This is a genomic window from Dyella choica (assembly GCF_003977665.1).
In the GTDB taxonomy this organism is placed as follows: Bacteria; Pseudomonadota; Gammaproteobacteria; order Xanthomonadales; family Rhodanobacteraceae; genus Dyella_B; species Dyella_B choica.
Genome location: NZ_RYYV01000007.1, coordinates 181,249 through 197,444 on the forward strand (window position 1 = coordinate 181,249; position 16,196 = coordinate 197,444).

Annotated in this window: 16 protein-coding genes and 1 pseudogene; 11 read left to right on the forward strand and 6 right to left on the reverse strand. The window is 61.6% G+C overall.

Annotated elements, in window-relative coordinates:
• Window positions 1-189 precede the first annotated feature (189 nt).
• Entirely contained in the window at window positions 190-447 is a 258-nt protein-coding gene (locus EKH80_RS11465) for a hypothetical protein (RefSeq protein WP_126684895.1), read from the forward strand.
• Between the two features lie 396 nt (window positions 448-843).
• Here EKH80_RS11465 and EKH80_RS11470 read toward each other — a convergent pair whose 3' ends face one another.
• Window positions 844-2,328: a RimK family protein gene (locus EKH80_RS11470; protein ID WP_126684896.1), complete on the reverse strand. Its 1,485-nt coding sequence runs from the start codon at window positions 2,326-2,328 to the stop codon at window positions 844-846.
• Window positions 2,329-2,574: 246 nt separating this feature from the next.
• Here EKH80_RS11470 and EKH80_RS11475 point away from each other — a divergent pair, with 246 nt between their 5' ends.
• Complete coding sequence (locus tag EKH80_RS11475) at window positions 2,575-3,051, forward strand: GNAT family N-acetyltransferase (RefSeq protein ID WP_126684897.1); 477 nt, start codon at window positions 2,575-2,577, stop codon at window positions 3,049-3,051.
• A gap of 48 nt (window positions 3,052-3,099) precedes the next feature.
• Here the strand turns inward: EKH80_RS11475 and EKH80_RS11480 are convergent, their stop codons facing one another.
• On the reverse strand, window positions 3,100-3,375 hold the full coding sequence (locus EKH80_RS11480) for a hypothetical protein (RefSeq protein WP_126684898.1): 276 nt from the start codon (window positions 3,373-3,375) through the stop codon (window positions 3,100-3,102).
• 245 nt (window positions 3,376-3,620) lie between these two features.
• Here EKH80_RS11480 and EKH80_RS11485 point away from each other — a divergent pair, with 245 nt between their 5' ends.
• Window positions 3,621-3,959: a DUF3149 domain-containing protein gene (locus EKH80_RS11485; RefSeq protein ID WP_126684899.1), complete on the forward strand. Its 339-nt coding sequence runs from the start codon at window positions 3,621-3,623 to the stop codon at window positions 3,957-3,959.
• A 6-nt stretch (window positions 3,960-3,965) separates the two neighbouring features.
• Here EKH80_RS11485 and EKH80_RS11490 read toward each other — a convergent pair whose 3' ends face one another.
• A complete protein-coding gene (locus EKH80_RS11490) occupies window positions 3,966-4,655 on the reverse strand; it encodes a hypothetical protein (protein WP_126684900.1) in 690 nt (229 codons plus the stop codon).
• 178 nt (window positions 4,656-4,833) lie between these two features.
• Between EKH80_RS11490 and lptM the strand changes: the two genes are divergently transcribed.
• The 7 genes from lptM (at window position 4,834) to EKH80_RS11525 (ending at window position 10,401) form a co-directional block, all read left to right on the forward strand.
• Entirely contained in the window at window positions 4,834-5,025 is a 192-nt protein-coding gene (gene lptM / locus EKH80_RS11495; RefSeq protein WP_126684901.1) for an LPS translocon maturation chaperone LptM, read from the forward strand.
• Window positions 5,026-5,041: 16 nt separating this feature from the next.
• Window positions 5,042-5,881 carry a diaminopimelate epimerase gene (dapF, locus tag EKH80_RS11500; protein WP_126685000.1) on the forward strand — a complete coding sequence of 280 codons (840 nt, stop codon included), beginning with the start codon at window positions 5,042-5,044 and terminating at the stop codon, window positions 5,879-5,881.
• 58 nt (window positions 5,882-5,939) lie between these two features.
• Window positions 5,940-6,623: a DUF484 family protein gene (locus EKH80_RS11505; protein ID WP_126684902.1), complete on the forward strand. Its 684-nt coding sequence runs from the start codon at window positions 5,940-5,942 to the stop codon at window positions 6,621-6,623.
• A gap of 8 nt (window positions 6,624-6,631) precedes the next feature.
• Window positions 6,632-7,510: a tyrosine recombinase XerC gene (xerC, locus tag EKH80_RS11510; RefSeq protein ID WP_126685001.1), complete on the forward strand. Its 879-nt coding sequence runs from the start codon at window positions 6,632-6,634 to the stop codon at window positions 7,508-7,510.
• Window positions 7,511-7,713: 203 nt separating this feature from the next.
• On the forward strand, window positions 7,714-8,250 hold the full coding sequence (hslV, locus tag EKH80_RS11515; protein ID WP_126684903.1) for an ATP-dependent protease subunit HslV: 537 nt from the start codon (window positions 7,714-7,716) through the stop codon (window positions 8,248-8,250).
• A gap of 76 nt (window positions 8,251-8,326) precedes the next feature.
• Window positions 8,327-9,667 carry an ATP-dependent protease ATPase subunit HslU gene (gene hslU / locus EKH80_RS11520; RefSeq protein ID WP_126684904.1) on the forward strand — a complete coding sequence of 447 codons (1,341 nt, stop codon included), beginning with the start codon at window positions 8,327-8,329 and terminating at the stop codon, window positions 9,665-9,667.
• Window positions 9,668-9,777: 110 nt separating this feature from the next.
• Window positions 9,778-10,401 carry a hypothetical protein gene (locus tag EKH80_RS11525; RefSeq protein ID WP_126684905.1) on the forward strand — a complete coding sequence of 208 codons (624 nt, stop codon included), beginning with the start codon at window positions 9,778-9,780 and terminating at the stop codon, window positions 10,399-10,401.
• A gap of 52 nt (window positions 10,402-10,453) precedes the next feature.
• On the opposite strand, the gene EKH80_RS11530 is transcribed toward EKH80_RS11525, so the two are convergent.
• Complete coding sequence (locus tag EKH80_RS11530) at window positions 10,454-11,140, reverse strand: glutathione binding-like protein (protein WP_126684906.1); 687 nt, start codon at window positions 11,138-11,140, stop codon at window positions 10,454-10,456.
• A gap of 155 nt (window positions 11,141-11,295) precedes the next feature.
• On the opposite strand from EKH80_RS11530, the gene rbsK reads away from it, so the two are divergent.
• Window positions 11,296-12,192 carry a ribokinase gene (rbsK, locus tag EKH80_RS11535; protein WP_126684907.1) on the forward strand — a complete coding sequence of 299 codons (897 nt, stop codon included), beginning with the start codon at window positions 11,296-11,298 and terminating at the stop codon, window positions 12,190-12,192.
• 122 nt (window positions 12,193-12,314) lie between these two features.
• Here the strand turns inward: rbsK and EKH80_RS11540 are convergent, their stop codons facing one another.
• A complete protein-coding gene (locus EKH80_RS11540; protein WP_126684908.1) occupies window positions 12,315-12,902 on the reverse strand; it encodes a hypothetical protein in 588 nt (195 codons plus the stop codon).
• Between the two features lie 409 nt (window positions 12,903-13,311).
• A pseudogene (locus tag EKH80_RS11545) lies at window positions 13,312-16,191 on the reverse strand (type I restriction endonuclease subunit R); the annotation flags it as partial.
• Window positions 16,192-16,196 lie beyond the last annotated feature (5 nt).

A 16,196-nucleotide genomic window follows, 5' to 3' on the forward strand; every position in this document is an offset into this window, starting at 1 on the left:
GAATGCACACCTGGCGTTCAGTGATGCATGAGCTTTGTCAGCCCCGGGCGAGTCGCCGAGCCGCCATTTCACGCCGCATTGACGCTGCCAAGGCTGTGCATGCCTGTCGAACACGTTTACCTATGCATCGCAACCTATGAGACGAGCGCCGGGCAAACTGCATCCATCGTGCAGCTCCGGAGTTCGCCCATGCGTAGCAAATCCGTCGATGTCAGTCGTCATCCCCGTCTTCTGGCCGTGGCTTTGCTATGGCTTTTCGCCGGCAGCTTGCTGCTTGCCACGACCCTTGTTCCAGCCCATACGGCATGGCTCGGCTGGACGCCGTTTTTCTGGCTGTTCATCGCGCCGCTCGCGGTGGCGCTTACGCTGGAACCTAGCCTGCCGACGCAATTGCTGAGCCTGCGCCGGCAACGCCGCCGCCATCCCTCGCAGTTGATCTGGAACTAAAACTTAGGGGTGGTCTGAAAAAGTCCGTCACGGACTTCCGCGCCGTGTCCGGTACGCGCCCGGACGCGGCTACGGCAAATCAAGCGCTTACGCGCCTGATTTGCGGCGGGCCATCCCTGGCCCGCAGAAACGCTGAACTTATTCAGAGTTCTTTAGATCGAATTCCGCTTGGCAGTGGAGCCATGGCGGCCGGAGGGCCGCATTCAAAGAGGATGATCGCCGGCTGGAAGGGAGTGGTCGCGGCTTGGCGGTCAGCGCGAAGGAACGCGCCAGCCATTCCGGTACACCCAGGGAAGGGTGGCCGGAATAGCCCTTGAAAGTGGGAGAGAGTCAAAAGGAGTGAGAGGGGAGCGCGATACCACGATTTCTTGCTCTCTCGCCCCGCTCCAGTCACTTCTATGCGACGAGGCCCATGCGCTTGCGCTCCATGCGGCGCAGCAGTTCCTGCATGATGCGCCGGTAAAGGTCTTCGCCCAGGTATCGGTCTTCCACGCCAGCGTCGATCGAGGGATTGTCGTTCACTTCGATCACCACCACCTTGTCGCCAACCTGCTTCAGGTCCACGCCATACAGCCCATCGCCTACAGCACCGGTGGCCTTGAGCGCGAGCTTCAACACCTCGGCCGGTGCATCGCGCACAGGAATGGTCTCGAAGCCGCCGGATTTGGCCGTGCCTTGGGCACCGTGGTTGTAGATCTGCCAGTGGCCGCGCGACATGTAGTACTTGCATGCATACAGCGGCTCGCGATTGAACACGCCGATGCGCCAGTCGAAGTCGGTGTAGACGAATTCTTGCGCCAGCAACAGCGCACTGTGCTGGAACAGCTCGGCAGCAGCTTTTTCCAGATGCTCTTCGCTTTCCACCTTGACCACGCCGCGTGAGAACGAACCGTCAGGAATTTTCAGCACCAGCGGAACACCGAGCTTCTCGGCGACCTCGCGCAGGCCTTTCGCATCGTCGCGGTACAGGATCTCGGTGCGCGGCACGGCGAGTTTGCGTGCCACCATCAAATCGTTGAGGAAGATCTTGTTGGTGCAGCGCAGGATCGAGCTGGGGTCGTCGATCACCACCATGCCCTCGCGTTCGGCACGATGCGCGAAGCTGTAGGTGTGGTTGTCGCTGGCGGTGGTTTCGCGAATGAACAGGCCGTCGTATTCGGCCAGGCGCTGGTAGTCGTTCTTGCCGATCGGGTCGACTTCTATACCTAGCTCCTTGCCGGCGGCGATGAACGACTTCAATGCCTTCTTGTTCGACGGCGGCATGCTTTCGTTCGGATCGACCAGCATGGCCAGGTCGTAGCGGTACAGCCGCCTTGCGCGAGGCTTGCGCCACAGTTTCTTGGAGAAGCGGTCCAGTTCCGCCGCGAAAGCGTCCTCCTGCGCGTCGTCCAGCGTATGCAGGCCAACCGGTTTCACTGACGCAATCTGCCAGACGCGCTCGCGCTCGAACTCGATGCGCAGCAGCGGGCACGGAAACATCTCGAACACCTGCCGCGCCAGGTCCTGCAGGGCGGGGTAGGCGGTTTCGCCGAAATAGACCAGGATGCCGAAGTCGGTGGTGTCGCGCCCCCCGGCCGGCAGGAAGTGCGTGAGCTTGGCATTGAGATCGTCGATGGCAATGCCGTACAGCGAGCGACGGCGCAGGTCGTTGACGGTACGCACGGACGGCATCACGCGATGTCCGCGCGCTTCGGCCAGCAGCGAGACGTAGTAGCCCGTGCCCAGGTACTTGTAGTTACGGCACAGGTTGATTACGTGGGTGCGCTCCTCGTCGCCGCCCACCGGCTCGCGCAAATAGTCCATGGCGCTGACGACGTCGACGGATGGATAGTAGGAGCCCCAGTCGGAAGCTTTCTCGACGACGATGACGAGTCGGGTCATGACACCTCAAGGAGAAGCAGGAGGAACGGAAGTCGCGTCGAGGGGAACGAGGCGGCGCAGCGCAAGGCGGCAGTGTCTTTCAGCTTGACGGGGCGCACAAGAGCGGCCGATGAAGCTGGCTTAAACGCACCGCCGGCCCCCTCCCTGCCGGATAGCAGGCGCGCGGCAAAAACTGGATGATTTCCGGCACGCAGTGCACTAGAGTGCCGCGCTTGCCCTGCCCGCCGTAACTCGTGAGTGCCGCTGATGAGCCAGACGCCTGCCACCGCCCCCGTGCGGGTGCGCCGCGCCGAACTTTCCGATCTTGATGACCTGGTCGCACTGGAACAGGCCACGTTCGACAGTGACCGGATCAGCCGTGCGCAGTTTCGCCGTCATCTGGACAGCGATTCGGCGCGCGTGCTGGTGGCCAGTGCGAACCATCGCCGCTTCCTGGGCACGGCCATGGTTTTCTTCCGCAAGGGCAGTCGCGTGGCGCGCCTGTATTCGATCGCCAGCCTGCCCGAAGCACGCGGCAAGGGCGTGGGCACGGCCTTGATCGAGGCGGCCGAATCCGCTGCGCGACAGCGGCGTTGCCAGTCGTTGCGACTGGAGGTACGCGTCGACAACGAAAGCGCGGTCCGGCTCTACGAGCGGCTGGGTTATCGGCGGGCTGGGCCGCTGAAAAAAGGCTTTTACGAAGACGGTTCAGACGCCTTCGTCTACCAGAAGGCGCTAGCCTGACAAAAGCAAAGGCCTCCCGCCAGGGGAGGCCCCCGCTGAGCGCAACGATCAGCGATGGTTGTCGTTGGAAGCTTCCGCGGCCTGCTTCAGTTCTGCGTTGGCCTGGTCGAGCAGTTCCTTGGCCTTGGCCGCGTGACCGCCCAGGTCGAATTCGTTGGCCTGCTGCGCAGCGGTAACACGCTTGTAGGCCTGGTCGACCAGCCGCTGGGCGGCGGCGATGTTGGGATGGCGCTTGGCGCTGACGTCACGTACCGGCTGCTGGGCGGCAGCGGTGGTGATCGCGGCAAGACCGGTGACCATGGCGACGAGTGCGATATGTTTCATGCGTTCTCCCCTTTTGTTGCCTGCAATGAAGGTTGTCGGTAGGGCGAATCTAGCAGTCCGCTGTGACAATGCCTTGGCGTGACTTTTTGCGATTCATGCATGGTTGGGTACGGGCGAACGGCGGTGCCCTGGTGGCGTCAGTTTTGAATTGTTGTCATGATCGGTTGGCGTGACTGGCTCTGCAGGGGAACGCAGCGGCAAGCCGGCACCAAGGCACGGATTCCAGCAAAAGGAAGGGGGAAAACATGATCATCTGGGGAACGCGCGGCAAGAACGCAGCGCTGCACGTGGTCGAGCATCGCGATTGCAAGACGTGCGAAAAGAACCAGCCGTTTCGCTTGATGCTGCAATACCAATACTCGCACCTGTACTACGTATTTCGTTGGGTCACGAAGAAGCAGTACTTTCTTGCCTGCGACATCTGCAAGCGTGGCTGGACGCTGGATGCGAAGAAGGTGGAGGCGGATTTCAAGCAGAAGCAGAAACCGCATCCGATTCCGTTCGGCGACCGCTACGGATGGGCTGCGTTGCTGGTGATCGTTGCGTTGATTGGGATAATGGCGCAGTTCAGTCACCCCGCCTGACACCCATCAACCGCCAAAGGACTGCCCGATGCGCTGGGCAGTGGCTTCGTCCGGGCGCGCCACCAGCGCGCCGGTGCGCATCAGGCTCACGCTGTAATGTCCGCCGTCGACCAGCGGCAGGAAGGCAGCGCTGCCGAACACTGTATCCACCTCGGGGAACCAGCCCGGCACCTGTTTCTTCAAATCGAACAGGTCACCCGCGCCGGCCTGGCTGAAATCGATTACCGTGCGTGCCGCAGTGGTTTCCTGGCTGGCGTCGTCATAGCGGCCGGACAGGCGATCGAGCCGGTACAGCGGCGGCACGCCGGCAAGCATGGCGGGCAGCTTCCACTTCAGCACGATGGCATCGATCTGGAAGTCGTCGCCGGCCAGCATCAGCTTGCGGGCGGCGCCGTCCGGCCAGGTTAGAGTGAGCGCCCAGCGCTGCGGCGACAGGATGCGGGCATCGATCTGCGCCACCGGCTGCTCTTCACTTAAAAATCGGTACCCGCGCAGCGACATGGCTGTGCCCCCAAGCAGGGCGGCGACCAACAGCAAGACCACCAGCAGCAATGAGTGCCCTGCGGCGGCGAGATGGCGGCGGTTGCGTACATGCTGGCGTGCGGCCAACAGCTGCGCCAGGACAAGCAACAGGACCACGCCCGTGAGCATGAGCAGCAGAGTGGTGGGCAGGCGCAGCACTTCGTTCCAGTTCATCGGGCACTCCAACGTCATGGAGGTTGGGGTGCAAACCTCAGCATCGCCATACGTAAACATAGCGATGCCGGGGTTCGCACCCAAGCCTACGCATGACAGACAGACGGGGTAGGCATGATAACGGTGGAAACGTCGAGCCTTGGCTATACTGCGGGCGTTTTCCGACGGATCTCACTCAATGCGCCGATCGATTCTGCTGCTGCTGCCGACCTGCCTCGCCTTCGCCGCGGTCACCGGTTGCGGCAACAAGGGCCCGCTGTACTATCCGCCGCCGGCCGCTCAAGCTGCGCCCAGTCCGGCTCCGGCGCATCCGGCCGCGGCTCCGGCCAGCGCCAGCAGCGCCGAAACCAGGCCGCTGGGTGGAAACTGACCACGCGATCAACGGCATGAGCTTGCGTTTTACCAAGATGCACGGCGCCGGCAACGATTTTGCGGTGATCGACAGCCGCGCAGGCGTGCTCGCGTTGGATCCCGCCACCATTCGCGCGATGGCCGATCGCCACACCGGTATCGGCTTTGACCAGTTGCTGAGCGTGGAACCGGCACGCGACGGGCTTAGCGCCTGCTATTACGGCATCTGGAATGCCGATGGTTCGCCGACGGGCCAGTGCGGTAATGGCGTACGTTGCGTGGCTGCGTGGCTGCAGCGTGCGGGTGCGCTGGCGATAGGCGAGGCCGTACAGATCCAAAGCCCGTCCGGTCCGGTGACGGTGCGCCTGCTCGACGCACATCGCGTCACGGTGGACATGGGCGAGCCGGTCTTCGAGCCGGCGCAGATTCCTTTCGATGCTTCGGCGGCTACCGATCGCTACACGCTGGACGTGGATGGACTCGCGCTGGACATCGGTGCGGTCTCCATGGGCAATCCGCATGCCGTAGTAGTGGTTGACGATCTTCAGTCGCCGGCCCTGCAGCAGCTTGGGCCGGCCGTGACCGGCCACGCGCGTTTTGCGGAAGGCGCCAATACCGGCTTCGTCCAGAAGCTGGGGCGAGGACATTTGCGTCTGCGCGTGCATGAACGCGGCTCGGCCTGGACGCTGGCCTGCGGCACCGGCGCCTGCGCGGCGATGGCGGTGCTGCGGCGCCGTGGCGAAGTGGATGCGCAGGTGCAGGTCGAACTTCCCGGCGGCACGCTTGAGATCCATTGGGCCGGTCCCGGGGAGCGCTTGTGGATGACTGGGCCGGCGGCATTCGTCTATGAAGGTGAATGGCTGGATGCTAGGTGATTGATGCCGGGGCGCCGTCCATCGCACACTGCGGCCAGGGTTTACAGAGGTTCCGCGCATGTCCAATGCCCTGCTCGACGAAACCATCAAAGCCAGCGATGTGGCGGCGTATCTGCGGCTGCATCCGGGCTTCCTCAGTGATTATCCGGAACTGGCCACGCTGCTGACCTTGCCGCGCGAACAGGGCGCCGTGGCATCGCTTGCGGCGTATCAGTTGCAGGCCTTGCGCGACAAAAACAGCGAACTGGAGCGCAAGCTCGCCGAACTCACGGCCATCGCCGCCGAGAACGAGCGTTTGATGCAGCGCGTACACGAGCTCAATGTGGCCGTGCTGCGCGCCAATACACCGGTCGTGGCGGCGCGCAGCGTGGTGGCCAAGCTGTCGGAAGATTTCAGCACCGACCAGACCCGCCTGATCCTGTTCGGCCCGCCGATGCTGCCGCCGGCCGACTGGCTGCTGCAGCTGCCCGACGGCCGCGCCGCCATGCCGGAATTCGCAGATTTCCAGGCCCACCACGGGCCGATCTCCGGACGCCTGTCCGTCGAGCGCCTGCAGCGGCTGTTCGGTATGCATGCACCACTCATCAAGTCGGCCGCCCTGATGCCGTTGGGCGAAATGGGCATGCTCGCACTGGGCAGCAGGGACCCGGATCACTTCCAGCCGGGCATGGGCACGGTGTTCCTCAAGATGATCGCGGCGACGGTCACCGCTGCGCTGGCACGGATGCAGGACGGGGCTTGAACGCAGCGATGGAAGCCGAGCCCCAAGTCGAGGCATGGCTCGCACGGCTGGGCAGCGAACGCAAAGCGTCGCCGCATACGATCGCCGGTTACCGCCGTGATCTGGACAAGCTGCTGCGCTACATGCAGAAGCAGCAGATTGCCGCCTTCGAGCAGCTGAAGCCGCATCACATGCGCAGCTTCGTGGCGGCCGAACATCGCGCAGGCCTCTCGCCCAAGAGCCTGCAGCGCCTGCTTTCCTCATGCCGCAGTCTGTTCCGCCAGCTCACGCGCGAAGCTTTGCTGGCGCACGATCCGCTGGCCGGCGTGCGCGGACCCAAGGTGCATCGCAAATTGCCGCAGGTGCTGGACGTTGATGAAGCCACCGCGCTGGTGGAAGGCGATGGCGCGCTGGATGTGCGCGATCGCGCAATGCTGGAACTGTTCTATTCCTCCGGCTTGCGTCTTTCCGAATTGACCGGCTTGCGCTGGCTGGACCTGGACCTCGATGCCGGGGAAGTGCGCGTACTCGGCAAGGGCCGCAAGACGCGCATCGTTCCGGTGGGCCGGCATGCCGTCGCCGCGCTGCGCAGCCTGGGTGACGCGCAAGGCCGGGAGCCCGAATCGCCGGTATTCCGCGGCCGCAACGGCGCTCCGATCAGTCCACGCACTGTGCAGACGCGCCTGAAAACACTGGCCTTGCGCCAGGGCTTCGCCAAGCACGTCCATCCGCATCTGCTGCGGCATACCTTCGCCAGCCATATGCTGGAGTCTTCCGGCGATCTGCGTGCCGTACAGGAGCTGCTCGGCCACGCCGACATCGCGACGACCCAGATCTACACGCACCTGGATTTCCAGCACCTGGCGAAGGTGTATGACGCGGCGCATCCGCGCGCACGCAGAAAATGACCGTCCGAATGCAGCTCTCTCTCCTGCTTGCTGGAGGAGGAGCAAGGAAGGCTGGGTCCCCTAATACACCCCGGAGAGGGAGCGGATACCCGCCACCCGAGACATAGCCAATCAGGCAAGCAGGAGGAGCGGCGTCCTTGGACGGCTTGGATTCCCTTCACGCGGCCCCACTTTTGGCGAATTCACTGTTTACGGAGTCCTGCATGGAATCCTTTCACGCCACTACCATCGTCTCGGTGCGCCGCCATGGACGTATCGTGATCGGCGGCGACGGCCAGGTCACGCTCGGCAACACCGTGATGAAGGCCAACGCCCGCAAGATCCGCCGCCTGGGCAAGGACAACAACGTGCTGGCCGGGTTCGCTGGCGCCACCGCCGACGCGTTCACGCTGTTCGAACTGTTCGAACTGAAGCTGGACAAGTACAGCGGCAACCTCACCCGCGCCGCCGTCGAACTGGCCAAGGAATGGCGCACCGATCGCCGTCTGGGGCGCCTCGAAGCCATGCTGGCCGTGGCCGACAAGGAAAGCTCGCTGCTGATCTCCGGCAACGGCGACGTGCTGGAACCGGAGCACGGCCTGATCGCCATCGGCTCCGGCGGACCCTATGCACAGTCCGCGGCGCTGGCGTTGCTGGAGAACACCGATCTGGACGCTCGCGCCATTGTCGAGCGCGCGTTGAAGATTGCCGGCGACATCTGCATCTACACCAATCACAACACCACGATCGAAGAACTTTGATTTCAGTCGCGAAACCTCATCCTCCGCGCGTACACGCGTTCTTCCATCCTGAGCTCCCTATTGCGGATTTAAACCCATGTCCGAACTCACCCCTCGTGAAATCGTCAACGAACTCGACCGCTACATCATCGGCCAGCACAACGCCAAGCGCGCTGTTGCGATCGCGTTGCGCAACCGCTGGCGCCGCATGCAGCTGGAACCGGCGCTGCGCGAAGAAGTGACACCCAAGAACATCCTGATGATCGGTCCTACCGGCGTGGGCAAGACGGAGATCGCGCGCCGTCTGGCAACGTTGGCCAATGCGCCGTTCGTGAAAGTGGAAGCGACCAAGTTCACCGAAGTGGGCTATGTCGGCAAGGATGTGGAGTCGATCGTGCGCGACCTCGCCGACGTGGCTTACAAGCTCACCCGCGAGCAGGCCATGAAGCGGGTGCGCACACAGGCCGAAGACCGCGCCGAGGATCGCATTCTGGATGCGCTGTTGCCGCGCCGCATGTCGCCGACCGACTGGTCGCACGACCCCGCGCCGGCCTCGACGCTGGAAAGCGACACGCGCCAGAAGCTGCGTAAGCAGCTGCGCGAAGGTGCCCTGGAGGATCGCGAGATCGAACTCGACGTCGCCATGAACATCGGCGTGGAGATCATGTCGCCGCCGGGCATGGAGGAAATGGGCCAGCAACTGCGCCAGATGTTTCAGAACCTGGGTGGCGCGCGCACCCAGAAGCGCAAGCTCGCGATCAAGGCCGCGCGGCCGCTGCTGATCGATGAAGAGGCGTCCCGGCTGCTCAACGACGAGGAAATTCGCGCGCAAGCCATGGAGTCGGCCGAACAGAACGGCATCGTCTTCATCGACGAGATCGACAAGATCGCCCAGCGCTCCGATTGGGGTGGGGCGGGCGTAAGCCGCGAGGGTGTGCAGCGCGACCTGCTGCCGCTGGTGGAAGGCTCCACCGTGTCCACCAAGTACGGCCCGATCAAGACCGACCACATGCTGTTCATCGCCTCGGGCGCTTTCTCGCTGGCCAAGCCATCGGACCTGATTCCGGAACTACAGGGCCGCCTGCCGATCCGGGTGGAGCTGGCGGCGCTCTCGGTGGACGACTTCAAGCGCATCCTGCGTGAGCCGCACAATGCGTTGACCAAGCAGTACGTCGCTCTGCTGGGTACCGAGGGCGTAAGCCTCAGCTTCGAGGAGACCGGGATCGACCGCCTGGCCGAGGTGGCCTACCAGGTGAACGAGCGCACCGAGAACATCGGCGCCCGCCGCCTGCACACGGTGATGGAGCGCTTGCTGGAGAAGATTTCCTACGAAGCTGCGGACAAATCCGGCGAAAACTACCTGATCGACGCCGAATATGTGGACAAAAACCTAGGTAGTCTGGTCAAGGACGAGGATCTCAGCCGCTACATCCTCTGAACCCCTCTTTTTTCGATATATTATTGTTTTTGTTTATTATTTGTCTTTTTAAGGGGGTCGTTAGCGCGCTGTAAACAAGCCGCCAGACCCCCTCTGATAAAATGGCCCCCATGGGTACGATCATTGAACTGAAGGCCACCGGCTCGCGCGCGCAGCTGCGCGAAGCGCAGCAAAAGCAGCAGCTGGTGCGGCTATGGCGCGGCGAATTGGAACACGGCAGCTTCTGCGGTTATGTCGCAAGCGTGGGCCGTGAATTTTTTCTGCTTTGGGTAGTAGGTGACGGCGTTACCTACGACGGCATGTATGTGATGCGGCATCGCGACATCACGGAACTGGAAACCCCGGACAAGCATGCCGTCTTCATGGAGAAGGCGCTGGTACTGAAAAACCTGGTGCCCCGCCTGCCCCGCAGCTTCCCGCTGGATGGCATTCGCGACGTCGTGCAGGCCGCGAGCGCCATGGCGCCGGTGATCGGCGTGCACGTGGACAGCGAAGACGAGTCCGAGGTCTGCTACATCGGCCGTCTGATCAGCGTCGAGGAAGACGGCTTCAACATGCAGGAAATCACTCCGGACGCGGAGTGGCTATGCGAGCCTTCGTTCTTTGCCTGGGACGAGGTGTCCACGGTGACGATGGAAGATGGCTACGCGCAATCCCTGCTCGCCGTGGCCGGCGCGCCACCGCCGCTGTTGCAGGGCGATTCCGGCGTGGGCCGGGCGCCATTGAGTCCTTAGAAGAAGCCCGCCGGAAAGGCGGGCTTTCTCTTTGCACACAGTTCAGACCAAGCTACCGCCCGAACAAATACCGGCGCGCTTCCTCGTCCGTGCGCAAATCCGTCTTGCCCTCGATCGTATCGGCGATCGCATACGCCCGGCGCGTGGCATCGCGACCACGAATACGCTCAAACCAGCGCTGCAAAGGCGGAAAATCCTCCAGTTGCATGCCCTGGCTTTCATACGGCACGATCCATGGATACGCCGCCATATCGGCGATGCTGTACTCACTGCCGGCGATGAAGTCCCGCCCTTCCAGGCGCTTGTCCAACACGCCGTACAAGCGACGGGTTTCGCGTACATAGCGGTCGATGGCGTAGGGAATCTTCTCCGGCGCGTAGCGGTTGAAGTGATGGTTTTGTCCCAGCATCGGGCCCAACCCGCCGACCTGCCAGAACAGCCATTCCATCACGGTCGCGCGGCCACGCGGATCCTTGGGCAGGAAGCGTCCGGTTTTCTCGGCCAGATACTGCAAGATCGCACCCGATTCGAACACGCTGATCGCATCGCCGCCATCCGCCGGTGCGGTATCCACGATGGCCGGCATGCGGTTGTTGGGGGAAATCTTGAGAAACGCCGGTTCGAATTGCTCGCCCTTGCCGATATTCACCGGCTTGATGGCATAGGGCAGGCCGGACTCTTCCAGGAACAAGGCGATCTTGTGGCCGTTCGGCGTGGGCCAGTAATGCAGCTCGATCATGCTCGGCTCCAGGGCTGAAAGTACTCAGCGTCGGGGTCGTGGCGATGGCTTTCAAGGTGACGCGAGCCGCCAGACGCATCCGCGTGCACTACCTATCGCCACGCTCGCTTCTACGTTTACCCTCACATGGAAGAACCCCTTTCTAGAGAGCCTCCATGCCCCGCATCGTCGTCGTCGGCAGCATCAATATGGATCTGGTCACCGTGGCGCAGCGCTTTCCTGCCCCTGGGGAAACCTTGCTCGGCGAGCGCTTTCTTTCCGTACACGGTGGCAAAGGCGGCAATCAGGCCGTGGCAGCGGCCCGGCTCGGCGCCGAGGTGCACATGGTCGGCGCCGTGGGCGACGATGCCTTCGCGACTTCGATGTGCGAAGAACTGAAGCACGAGGGCGTCGACATCTCACACGTCGCGCGAATCGAAAACTGTAGCAGCGGCACGGCTTCCATTACCGTTGCCGGCGGCGAAAACGAAATCGTCGTGGTGCCGGGTGCCAACGCACACCTGCAGCCATCCCATGTCGCCAAGGCACAGCACTTGATCGCCAGCGCCGATGCCGTTCTGGTGCAAATGGAAATTCCGCTCGAAACCGTTGAAGCCACGTTGCGCACAGCACACGCATTGCGCGTTCCAGTCATTCTCAATCCCGCGCCTGCGCAACGCTTGCCTACGGAGTGTCTGCAACTGGCTCGCTATATCACTCCGAATCAGCACGAACTGGCCATTCTGCTCGGTGCCGATGCCGACGAAGATTTTCTCAGCCTGATGCGTCGCGCACCATGCCCGGTAGTGCTGACCCGTGGTGCCGAAGGCGCTTGGTTTCGAGAGGAAAGTGAGCCGCAACATCAAGCAGGTTTCGCCGTAGATGCCGTCGACAGCACTGGTGCCGGTGACACCTTCAACGCAGCCCTTGCCGTATTCTTGCATGAAGGCTTGGCAGTCGCCGTGCGCAAAGCTTGCGCCGCCGCAGCGCTATCCGTCACACGTCTTGGCGCTCGCGGCGGAATGCCGCATCGCACCCAGTTGGAAACCCTGCTTGCGAAACATCAGGCATAGCCACGCTCATTGCGCTCTTTGCGCTCCCCCAATCAATCGTCCGCCATAGGCAAAGGACTCAAGGCGAAGTGCCGGTTCAGACGGTTCGATGCTCTTTGCGGGTCGCACTTCATTTCAAAGCGTCACCGGTGAAGATTTACATTGATGTGGACGACATGAATCAGCTCTTCGCTGGAATGCCAGTGATTGCTGGCATAGGCCCACTTCATTCGGTGATCGAACGTTTCCCCATGCTGACGTGCTGGGAGATCAGCATCTGCCCTTTTGCGTAGTTTGAGCACAAGCGCGGCAATGCCAGGCTTTTTGATGTACTCCACGACATAGCCGCGGCTTTGCCGCCCAGTGGAATAACGAGAGATCAGTTGTTCAATGGCCCGCTCATGGTAATCCGGCCCCGCGTAGATTTTCGCCTCGGCCAGGCGCCGTTGCGGAAATGTCATGCTTTCCGATTTGATCGTCAGATCGACGCGCCCGTTGCTGTACCCCTCACGGATCACGGCAAGGCCTGGCACGCTTAGGGCCGCGGCGAGAAACGCGGAAAGTTTTTCTTCGCTATCTGATGTCAAGTGATGCGCTTCGGCTTCCATGCGTTGAACGCATTCCTCAAAATGACGATCAAGAAAATCGTCGAACTCCTCGGCATTTTTGGCCTGAAATAATTTCCGCAACACGGGAAACCAGCCAAATAACGTTTTCAGACTATCGCCCATGCCCCCCCCTCTGTGCGTTCTGAAGCGTCCAGCGAATCGAAAGCTGTTCTGCCCAATCGCGCCCCTCGCTGCTCTGCGACGCTACGAGTCTAGTCTCGTCGAAATTCATCGTTCGTACGGCGTTGGATCTATCCACACGAATGAATTCTCGGTGCAGGATTCCCACATCGTTGGCCGACAGCAGGTTTAAGACGGGGAACAAGATGTGACTCACAGATAGCCCACTGACCTCCTCGATGACGGTTAAATCAGAAATGCCCAAGCTGATCCTTCCGCCTACCTCCAATCTTTCCCACAAAGTATCGACCGCTTTTGACCAGACCGCCGCAGCACCAAACCGCTCCCGAACAACGGTCAATGCGCGCATACGGACGTCGTCACCGCCGCCTTTAGCCTGGAAATGGCTCGGCTGGTAAGTCACGTCAAACACCACATCCGTGAGCCAGCGACTGAAGTTCTGGTTGTCGCTGAACAGCCTGTACAATTCGGTATGGTCGGAGAGTAACTCCTGCATGATCCGGTGAAGCGCCTTGTCGTGCTCCAGCTTGGCGTTCTGGCGGTCGGAATGGGTCTGAGCGTTCTGGTAGGCCCTATCCTGCGCCACGCGCAGCGGGATCTCCTCGGCAATGACCTTGCCGATCTTGTCGGCATCTTTCCAATCAATATTGCCGAACAAGTCGTTGAAGGTCTTGAGGATGTTGGACAGCTTGTCGATGTCCAGCTCGCCCTTGCCACCGCCGCCGCCCGGGGGAGCGGCCTCGACCTTGACGTCGTCGTCGTCCATCGCCATCTTGAGCGCGGCCCGTGCCTCGACGCGGTAGCTGTCCATGTCGACGGATTCAAGCACACCCTTGGACAGGTCTTCCTCTCTCGGCGCAGGCAGCTTCGGAATCAGAAAGTTCAGGAAGATCGACAGCATCTCCCACGCCGGGTGGCCGTAGCTCACGATGGCTGCGAGAAAGCCATAACTGCGCACGAAGGCTTTGGCGTTGCCCTTGAATTGAACCTGGCTGTCCTCGTCCAGGTCTTTCTTGTATTCCTCCACGCAACGGTCGAGGATGGGGTCGAGCTTGTCGCGCTCCGCCCCGCCTATATACAGCGCGACAAAATCCTCCACGTGCCGCCAGCTATACACCTGCTTGCCATCGAGGTCGGCTTTCAGGTCGTGCAAGGTGTTGGCATCGGTTTCGCCGATCTGGATCGTGGCGCGGTAGTAGTCCTGAAACGCCACCCTCACCGCCTCCGCGTTGTCGGCGAAGTCCAGCACGAAAGTGTCGTGCTTTTGCGGATGTGCGCGGTTAAGACGCGATAACGTCTGGACCGCCTGCACGCCGGCCAGCTTCTTGTCCACATACATCGTGTGCAGCAGCGGCTCGTCAAAGCCGGTGACGAATTTGTTGGCAACGATCAGGAAACGATACGGGTCTTGCTTGAGCTTGGACGGAATGTCCTTGCTCGGAAAATCATTGAGATCGGCTTCGGTCTTCTTCTCGCCCCCCATCTCGAACTCTCCAGAATACGCGACGATGGCTTTGTATGGGCTCCTGATCTCGTCAAGATAGTCAGACACTACGCGCCAGTAGTCGATGGCCCGCGCAATGCCGTTGCACACGATCATTGCCCGCGCTTTGCCGCCGATCTTCTTCGCGCCCATCACCTGGGCGATGAAGTGATCGACCATGATCTCCGCTTTGCGCCGGATGGCCTTGTCGTGTGACTCGACGTAGTGGCGGATCTTTTTGAGCGCCCGCATCTTGTCGAAATCCGGGTCGTTCTCCACCGTCTTGGCGACATGGTAGAAGCTGTCCAGCGTGGTGTAGTGGGCGATCACATCGAGAATGAAGCCCTCCTGTATCGCCTGCTTGGTGGTGTAGGTCAATTCCTCCGGCGAGCGGAATCGCACTTCGTCGCCGATCATGGTCTTCTCACCGAACAATTCCAGCGTCTTGGTCTTCGGCGTGGCGGTGAAAGCGAAGTAGCTGGCGTTCGGCAGCATCCGTCGCGAACGGATGCGTTTCTCGATTTCCGTGTTTACCGCGTCCTGCGTGGAATCTTCCTCGAAGGCTTCCTCGTCCGTCTTGCCAGAAAGGGCCTGGTGCATCCTGGCCGTGGTCTTGCCGCCCTGGCTGGAGTGCGCCTCGTCGATGAGCAACGCGAACCTCTTGCCCGACAGATCACCCAGTTCTTCAAGGATGAAGGGGAACTTCTGCACCGTGGTAACGATGATCTTCTTGCCCCGGCGCAGGTAGTCACGCAGCTCCTGCGCGTTGTCGGAGTGACCGAATATCGAAGCCACATGGTCATAGCCTTTGATCGTGCGCGCAATCTGCGTATCCAGCGCACGCCGGTCGGTGATGACGATGATGGAATCAAATTGCGCCGCTGTCGGGTCAGCGGCGGTGCGCAACTCCACCAGCTGGTGCGCCAGCCACGCAATGGTGTTGCTCTTGCCGCTGCCCGCGGAGTGCTGGATCAGGTAGCGTTTACCCACGCCATCCTGACGGGCGCGGCGCAGCAGGGCGCGCACTGTACGCAACTGGTGGAAGCGCGGAAACACCGGCCTGCGCTTTTTCTTCTTCCGTCCGGTGGCGGCGTCGGCTTCTTCCTCCACTACCACCTGCGCGAAGCTTTCGATGATGTTGGCCAACGACTCCATCGTCAGCACATGCTTCCAGAGGTAATCGGTTTTCAAACCGTTGGCGTTCGGCGGATTGCCCGCACCGCTATTCCAGCCCTGGTTGAACGGCAGGAACCACGATGCTTTGCCCTTCAACTCGGTGCAGAAATAAACTTCGGCGTCGTCCACCGCCATGTGCGCTATGCAGCGTCCCGGCTGGAACAGGAGGTCCTGCGGATTGCGCGTGGTCTGGTACTGGACGATGGCATCGGCCACAGTCTGTTTGGTCAGCGAATTCTTCAGCTCGAAAGTCAGCGCCGGCAGGCCGTTGACGAAGATCACCAGGTCGAGTTCGTTGCCGGAATCATGGCTGTAGCGCACCTGTCGGGTGACACTGAAGATGTTCTTGTCAAATGCTTGGGCGGCGTTGGCATTGCCTGGCGTGGGCAACAGCTTGTAGAGATCGACCGTCACCGGCCCATGGCTCACACCCTTGCGCAGCACGTCCACTACACCACGCTTGGTGATTTCACCTTGCAGCCGGTGCAAGAACTGCGTGCGCTTGATACCCTCGTGCGCCAGTTCCAGCGATTCAGCCGCATCGGGCTGCGTGGCTTGCAGAAAGGCCAGCAGCTGCGCCGTGTCCAACGCCAGGTCACGGTTGAAATCCGAAGCGC

Excerpts from the sequence above, each read along its gene's own strand:
- lptM (WP_126684901.1), top strand. The coding sequence starts at position 4,834 with ATGCGCCGATCGATTCTGCTGCTGCTGCCGACCTGCCTCGCCTTCGCC.
- EKH80_RS11465 (WP_126684895.1), top strand. The coding sequence starts at position 190 with ATGCGTAGCAAATCCGTCGATGTCAGTCGTCATCCCCGTCTTCTGGCC.
- EKH80_RS11485 (WP_126684899.1), top strand. The coding sequence starts at position 3,621 with ATGATCATCTGGGGAACGCGCGGCAAGAACGCAGCGCTGCACGTGGTC.
- rbsK (WP_126684907.1), top strand. The coding sequence starts at position 11,296 with ATGCCCCGCATCGTCGTCGTCGGCAGCATCAATATGGATCTGGTCACC.
- EKH80_RS11475 (WP_126684897.1), top strand. The coding sequence starts at position 2,575 with ATGAGCCAGACGCCTGCCACCGCCCCCGTGCGGGTGCGCCGCGCCGAA.
- xerC (WP_126685001.1), top strand. The coding sequence starts at position 6,632 with ATGGAAGCCGAGCCCCAAGTCGAGGCATGGCTCGCACGGCTGGGCAGC.
- EKH80_RS11480 (WP_126684898.1), bottom strand. The coding sequence starts at position 3,375 with ATGAAACATATCGCACTCGTCGCCATGGTCACCGGTCTTGCCGCGATC.
- EKH80_RS11530 (WP_126684906.1), bottom strand. The coding sequence starts at position 11,140 with ATGATCGAGCTGCATTACTGGCCCACGCCGAACGGCCACAAGATCGCC.
- EKH80_RS11470 (WP_126684896.1), bottom strand. The coding sequence starts at position 2,328 with ATGACCCGACTCGTCATCGTCGTCGAGAAAGCTTCCGACTGGGGCTCC.
- EKH80_RS11505 (WP_126684902.1), top strand. The coding sequence starts at position 5,940 with ATGTCCAATGCCCTGCTCGACGAAACCATCAAAGCCAGCGATGTGGCG.
- EKH80_RS11540 (WP_126684908.1), bottom strand. The coding sequence starts at position 12,902 with ATGGGCGATAGTCTGAAAACGTTATTTGGCTGGTTTCCCGTGTTGCGG.
- EKH80_RS11490 (WP_126684900.1), bottom strand. The coding sequence starts at position 4,655 with ATGAACTGGAACGAAGTGCTGCGCCTGCCCACCACTCTGCTGCTCATG.
- dapF (WP_126685000.1), top strand. The coding sequence starts at position 5,042 with ATGAGCTTGCGTTTTACCAAGATGCACGGCGCCGGCAACGATTTTGCG.
- EKH80_RS11525 (WP_126684905.1), top strand. The coding sequence starts at position 9,778 with ATGGGTACGATCATTGAACTGAAGGCCACCGGCTCGCGCGCGCAGCTG.
- hslV (WP_126684903.1), top strand. The coding sequence starts at position 7,714 with ATGGAATCCTTTCACGCCACTACCATCGTCTCGGTGCGCCGCCATGGA.
- hslU (WP_126684904.1), top strand. The coding sequence starts at position 8,327 with ATGTCCGAACTCACCCCTCGTGAAATCGTCAACGAACTCGACCGCTAC.